The sequence below is a fragment of the Neisseria sp. HMSC068C04 genome, assembly GCF_001810105.1.
In the GTDB taxonomy this organism is placed as follows: domain Bacteria; phylum Pseudomonadota; class Gammaproteobacteria; order Burkholderiales; family Neisseriaceae; genus Neisseria; species Neisseria flavescens_B.
The window spans coordinates 1-4039 of record NZ_KV799893.1 but is presented as its reverse complement, the minus strand read 5'-3'; the positions used below and the strand labels follow the sequence as shown (position 1 = coordinate 4039).

The 4039-nt window shown below is 41.9% G+C and carries 6 protein-coding genes; 3 read left to right on the top strand and 3 right to left on the bottom strand.

The window, feature by feature from the left end:
• The first annotated feature begins 77 nt into the window (after positions 1–77).
• The 3 genes from HMPREF2700_RS00035 to HMPREF2700_RS00020 all read left to right on the top strand — a co-directional run bounded on the left by HMPREF2700_RS00035 (position 78) and on the right by HMPREF2700_RS00020 (position 2198).
• Positions 78–857 carry a replication initiation protein gene (locus tag HMPREF2700_RS00035; RefSeq protein ID WP_070589024.1) on the top strand — a complete coding sequence of 260 codons (780 nt, stop codon included), beginning with the start codon at positions 78–80 and terminating at the stop codon, positions 855–857.
• Positions 858–859: 2 nt separating this feature from the next.
• Complete coding sequence (locus HMPREF2700_RS00030) at positions 860–1228, top strand: hypothetical protein (protein WP_070589023.1); 369 nt, start codon at positions 860–862, stop codon at positions 1226–1228.
• Between the two features lie 703 nt (positions 1229–1931).
• Complete coding sequence (locus tag HMPREF2700_RS00020) at positions 1932–2198, top strand: replication initiation protein (protein ID WP_349267189.1); 267 nt, start codon at positions 1932–1934, stop codon at positions 2196–2198.
• A gap of 292 nt (positions 2199–2490) precedes the next feature.
• On the opposite strand, the gene HMPREF2700_RS11750 is transcribed toward HMPREF2700_RS00020, so the two are convergent.
• The 3 genes from HMPREF2700_RS11750 to HMPREF2700_RS00005 form a co-directional block, all read right to left on the bottom strand.
• A complete protein-coding gene (locus HMPREF2700_RS11750; RefSeq protein WP_168162731.1) occupies positions 2491–2649 on the bottom strand; it encodes a hypothetical protein in 159 nt (52 codons plus the stop codon).
• Positions 2650–3039: 390 nt separating this feature from the next.
• Positions 3040–3312, bottom strand: a complete 273-nt coding sequence (locus HMPREF2700_RS00010; protein ID WP_070589018.1) for a type II toxin-antitoxin system YafQ family toxin — start codon at positions 3310–3312, stop codon at positions 3040–3042.
• On the bottom strand, positions 3305–3592 hold the full coding sequence (locus tag HMPREF2700_RS00005) for a type II toxin-antitoxin system RelB/DinJ family antitoxin (RefSeq protein WP_070589016.1): 288 nt from the start codon (positions 3590–3592) through the stop codon (positions 3305–3307). The genes HMPREF2700_RS00010 and HMPREF2700_RS00005 overlap by 8 nt, the downstream gene beginning before the upstream one ends.
• Positions 3593–4039: the final 447 nt, after the last annotated feature.

Genomic DNA, 4039 nt, shown 5'->3' with positions numbered 1-4039 from the left:
CAAAAAAAAACTTGCTTTATTTTTAAAAATGAAACATGATTTGAACATGTTTTAAATGTACTAAAGGCGTTTCATTTATGGCTAATGTTGTTAAAAACACGGAATCTTTAACAGCAAACAATGTTGTTATTTCAAACTACATTGTTCGTTCTGCTCAAACGTTGAATTTGGTCGAAAAAAGAATTTTGATGGCCGGAATTGCTAAGCTCGGCAAAGTTAATGGGGAAATCAAATTATCAGCCCAAGAATACGCCGACACTTATGGTGTGAATATTCGCACTGCCTACAATGAGTTAAAAGGAGCTGTTGGCACATTGATGAAACGCACACTGTCTTGGCAAATAACAGACGGTAAAAAAATCGGGACGCGTACCACGATTTGGGTGCAGGGTTATGATTATTTTAAAGATGAAGGATTGGTTAAATTCAAATTTTCTGAATACATTTTCCCTTTTCTGTTTGAGCTAGAAAGAGAGTTCACAAAGTACCAGCTAGAGCAATGTGCCGCTTTGAGATCAATTTATAGTTGGCGGCTTCTTGAGCTCTTTGAGCAGATGAAAGACAAGACGGACGGTTCGGGCTGGCTTTCCATTTCCATTGAAGAGTTTTGGCATGCTATGGAAGCAACAGAAAGTTATAAAACGAATTTCCAATTACTGAGAAAAAGAGTTATTGAGCCGGCGATTAAGGAATTAACAGAAAAAGACGGTTGGTTAATCGAGTGGGAAGTCCGAAAACGTGGACGTAAAGTATCTAATCTACTTTTCAAATTTGAGCGAAATCCACAAGGTGGGCTTTTCAACCAAGAAACAGCTCCCATACCTAGAAATAACAAAACTCAGAATGCGTTGGAGTAAAAATGGCACTCGTATCCATTAGTGAAGCTGCGCGACTGGTTGGTAAAAGCCGTCGCACCCTTCAGCGCGACATTGTCGCAGGCAAATTGAGCAAGTGCGACAATGGACAAAAGCTAGATACTTCGGAGCTTCTAAGGGTATATGGCGCATTTTTACCTGCGACAAATGTCGCAGTTGAAAGTGCGACAATGTCGCAGGATGTCGCAGATATGCGCGTCCGTTTAGCGGCGTTGGAAGCTGAAAATGCAGCACTGAAAGACCATTTAGGCAGCCTGAAACAAGCAATGCTTTTACTGGAAAACAAAGCCTCAATAGAAGAGGCTAAATCGATCAAACCGCGTCGCAGATGGTGGCAAATATTTAGGAAATAAAATTTAAAGATAGATTAAAAGGTATATTTACATTAATTTATGTAAATTAATGTAAATGTTATTGACGCAAAAAAGAATTCATGTTAAAATACGATTTGTACATGAACTCTTTTTTATGTTTTTTGTATAAAAGTTTGACTGCTAGTTGGCGCTAGTAGGCAAAATGTTAACAACCCTTACTGTGGAAATGTAAAGGATTGATGATTGAAATATATGGGAAATAAGACCAGTGTAGCACAGCTATATAAGAAATGTCAAGTTTTTTATGATATCCAATCCTACAGAAGTACACAGTACTCCTGTAAGAAAGGATATAAAAATGAAGAAAAATTCTATATTTCGAGAGAAATCCAAAGGAAAATCTCGTAAGAAGTCTCGAAAGAAATCTAAAGAGAAATCCCGTAAAAGAACTCAAAAAAAGTCTCAAAAGACAACGTTTAGAGAGAAATTGCGTTCTTCTAAAGGCTCAATCTTTACTTTGATTACTTTTCTCGGGATTGTATCTAAGCTCTTAGATTTCATCCAAGGATTCTATTAGAAGCACCATAAGAAACCGCCATTAGGCGGTTTCTTTCTTACAAGAAGAACTGCTTCGGCAATTCAGAAAGTATTACGCCGATATTCTTCATTCTTCGAGCCGTTGGCAGTTTACCGTCAAAACAAATTGGCGGTTCTTGACTGCTACAAAGACGGTTGGCTCTCCATGCCGATTGAAGAGTTTTGGCATGCAATGGAATCACCCGAAAGTTACCGAAAAAATTTTCAACTGTTACGAAAACGAATCATTGAGCCCGCCGTCAAGGAACTGACCGAAAAAGACGGCTGGTTGATTGAGTGGGAAGCCGTTAAAAGCGGGCGTCGCGTAGCTTCCCTACGGTTCAAATTCGAGCGAAACCCGCAAGGCGGGCTGTTCAGTCAAGACGTTGCGCCACTTCCCAAACAGAAGGCGCAGACATCTGCAAAAAAATAATTTGCGGTAAAATCCGTCGCACCATACAGCGCGACATTGTCGCAGGCAAATTAAGCAAGTGCGACAATGGAAAAAGACTAGATTCTTCGGAGCTTCTAATGGTCTATGGCGCATTTTCAGATGCGACAAATGTCACAGATGTCGCAGCGACAATGACACATCTTGTCGCTGACAATGCACAGTCAAATGTCGCAGATATGCGCGTTCATTCAGCCATTCTTCCGCATTACGGTGTATTCAGGATTCAGAATCAGCTTAATCAGGTACTCGTCGTTAGGGTCGAGTTCTTCCATCAAATCGTCGATAGCAGCTTTTTTTTCTTTAAGAAGGCAATCAGTTTCTGATCTGGATTTTCCCTATTCCGCTCATTAAACAACGCAGAAACCAAAGGCTGTTTGCTCTGACCAAGTATTTCCAATGCTACCTCATAATCAAAAAATCCCATTCCCATTATTCAAGTTCCCAAATTTTCGACGATAAGCGCCCATTTTTCTTCTGGATAAAGCTTCATTCAGCTTCGCCACTCAAAACCTGTTTTTTAGCCATATTACCCCGTTACTCCCCCTTTTTTTGCTGCGTACTGTACATTCCAATATGCGCGTACTTCACAGAAAATATGCAGCGTACTGCACTATTTCCTGCTGCGTACTAACCGCAAAATTTGCTGCATACTACACATATTTTCCCGCCTAAAAAGCGCGTACTGAATTCCACCTGAAAGGTGCGTACTAATTACATCGGCGGGAAAAAAAAGGGGGAGTAACGGGGTGTCCTGTCTTTGTGGCCATTTCTTCCGGATACGCCGGCATACGGTGGAAACAGACAAACGATACTGCCGGAATCATCCGAAAAGCTCAGAATGCGACCCCAACCTTACCAGATGAAGCTCGTCCTCATGCTGGGCGTACATCAAGAGCAAATCAGGCTTAATGTGGCATTCCCGGTAATTGTTCAGCTTACCTGTAAGCTGATGGTCTCGGTACTTTTCAGGCAATGCTTCCCCTTTGGCCAACAAACTCAAAATTTCAGCCCATTCGACCGAAGCAAGCAACAGATACTGCTTCTTCAAATCACGCTTAAACTGGTTGCTCAACCTGATTGAACGCTCATTCATGTCTGTCATCCGCCAGCTTCTGCATCTCCCGAACGGCTTCAGCAACGGTGCCGTATTTCGTTCCGCCGCCGTTTTCTAATTCCTTCATGGCCTCCAAAGTAACCTTATTCGGGGCTTTTCCCGCCCAATCCAAGGAAAGCGGGACTTTGCCAGTATTGGCGATTTGATTGAAAAACATCCGAACCGCCTGGCTGGGAGTCAGACCATACTGCTCCAGAACAGGATAGGCGTTTGCCCGTAGGTCATCGTCCAGCCTCATATTGAAATTTGTGTACCCCATTTTTTTGCTCCATACATTGCATCATAATTACATTGTAAATACGATGTAATGTATTTACAACAAATAAAGCTATGCTACTAAAAAATAAGTGCTGCCTATCCATAATTTCCAAAAGAAAAACGTCAGCAGTTCGCCTATTTTGCGCTCAGATTGCGTTTCTGCCTCTTTCCTATCCCACCCCATAGGTAACCACATAAAACGCAGGAAATCGCAAATTTGGGGCATTAGCGCATATTTACCACTGCTGCGGAGCTGGAAGCCTGTCAAGGTTCGCGCAGCGACCGCCGCGGGTTATGAGCAGCGCAAGCGCGAAATGGCCCGAAGGTTATCCCCAGAAATTTGGGGCTTTCTGGTTTTTCATCATTTTTAAATCTTTTTAAACCTTTTTATGGACTTGTGGATAATCGCTGTATGCCTTTGCTGGTAATAGTTACAGCGTTTTTTTTT

Coding starts and splice junctions, on each gene's coding strand:
- HMPREF2700_RS00005 (WP_070589016.1), bottom strand. CDS start 3,592: ATGGGGTACACAAATTTCAATATGAGGCTGGACGATGACCTACGGGCA.
- HMPREF2700_RS00020 (WP_349267189.1), top strand. CDS start 1,932: ATGCCGATTGAAGAGTTTTGGCATGCAATGGAATCACCCGAAAGTTAC.
- HMPREF2700_RS00010 (WP_070589018.1), bottom strand. CDS start 3,312: ATGAATGAGCGTTCAATCAGGTTGAGCAACCAGTTTAAGCGTGATTTG.
- HMPREF2700_RS11750 (WP_168162731.1), bottom strand. CDS start 2,649: ATGGGAATGGGATTTTTTGATTATGAGGTAGCATTGGAAATACTTGGT.
- HMPREF2700_RS00035 (WP_070589024.1), top strand. CDS start 78: ATGGCTAATGTTGTTAAAAACACGGAATCTTTAACAGCAAACAATGTT.
- HMPREF2700_RS00030 (WP_070589023.1), top strand. CDS start 860: ATGGCACTCGTATCCATTAGTGAAGCTGCGCGACTGGTTGGTAAAAGC.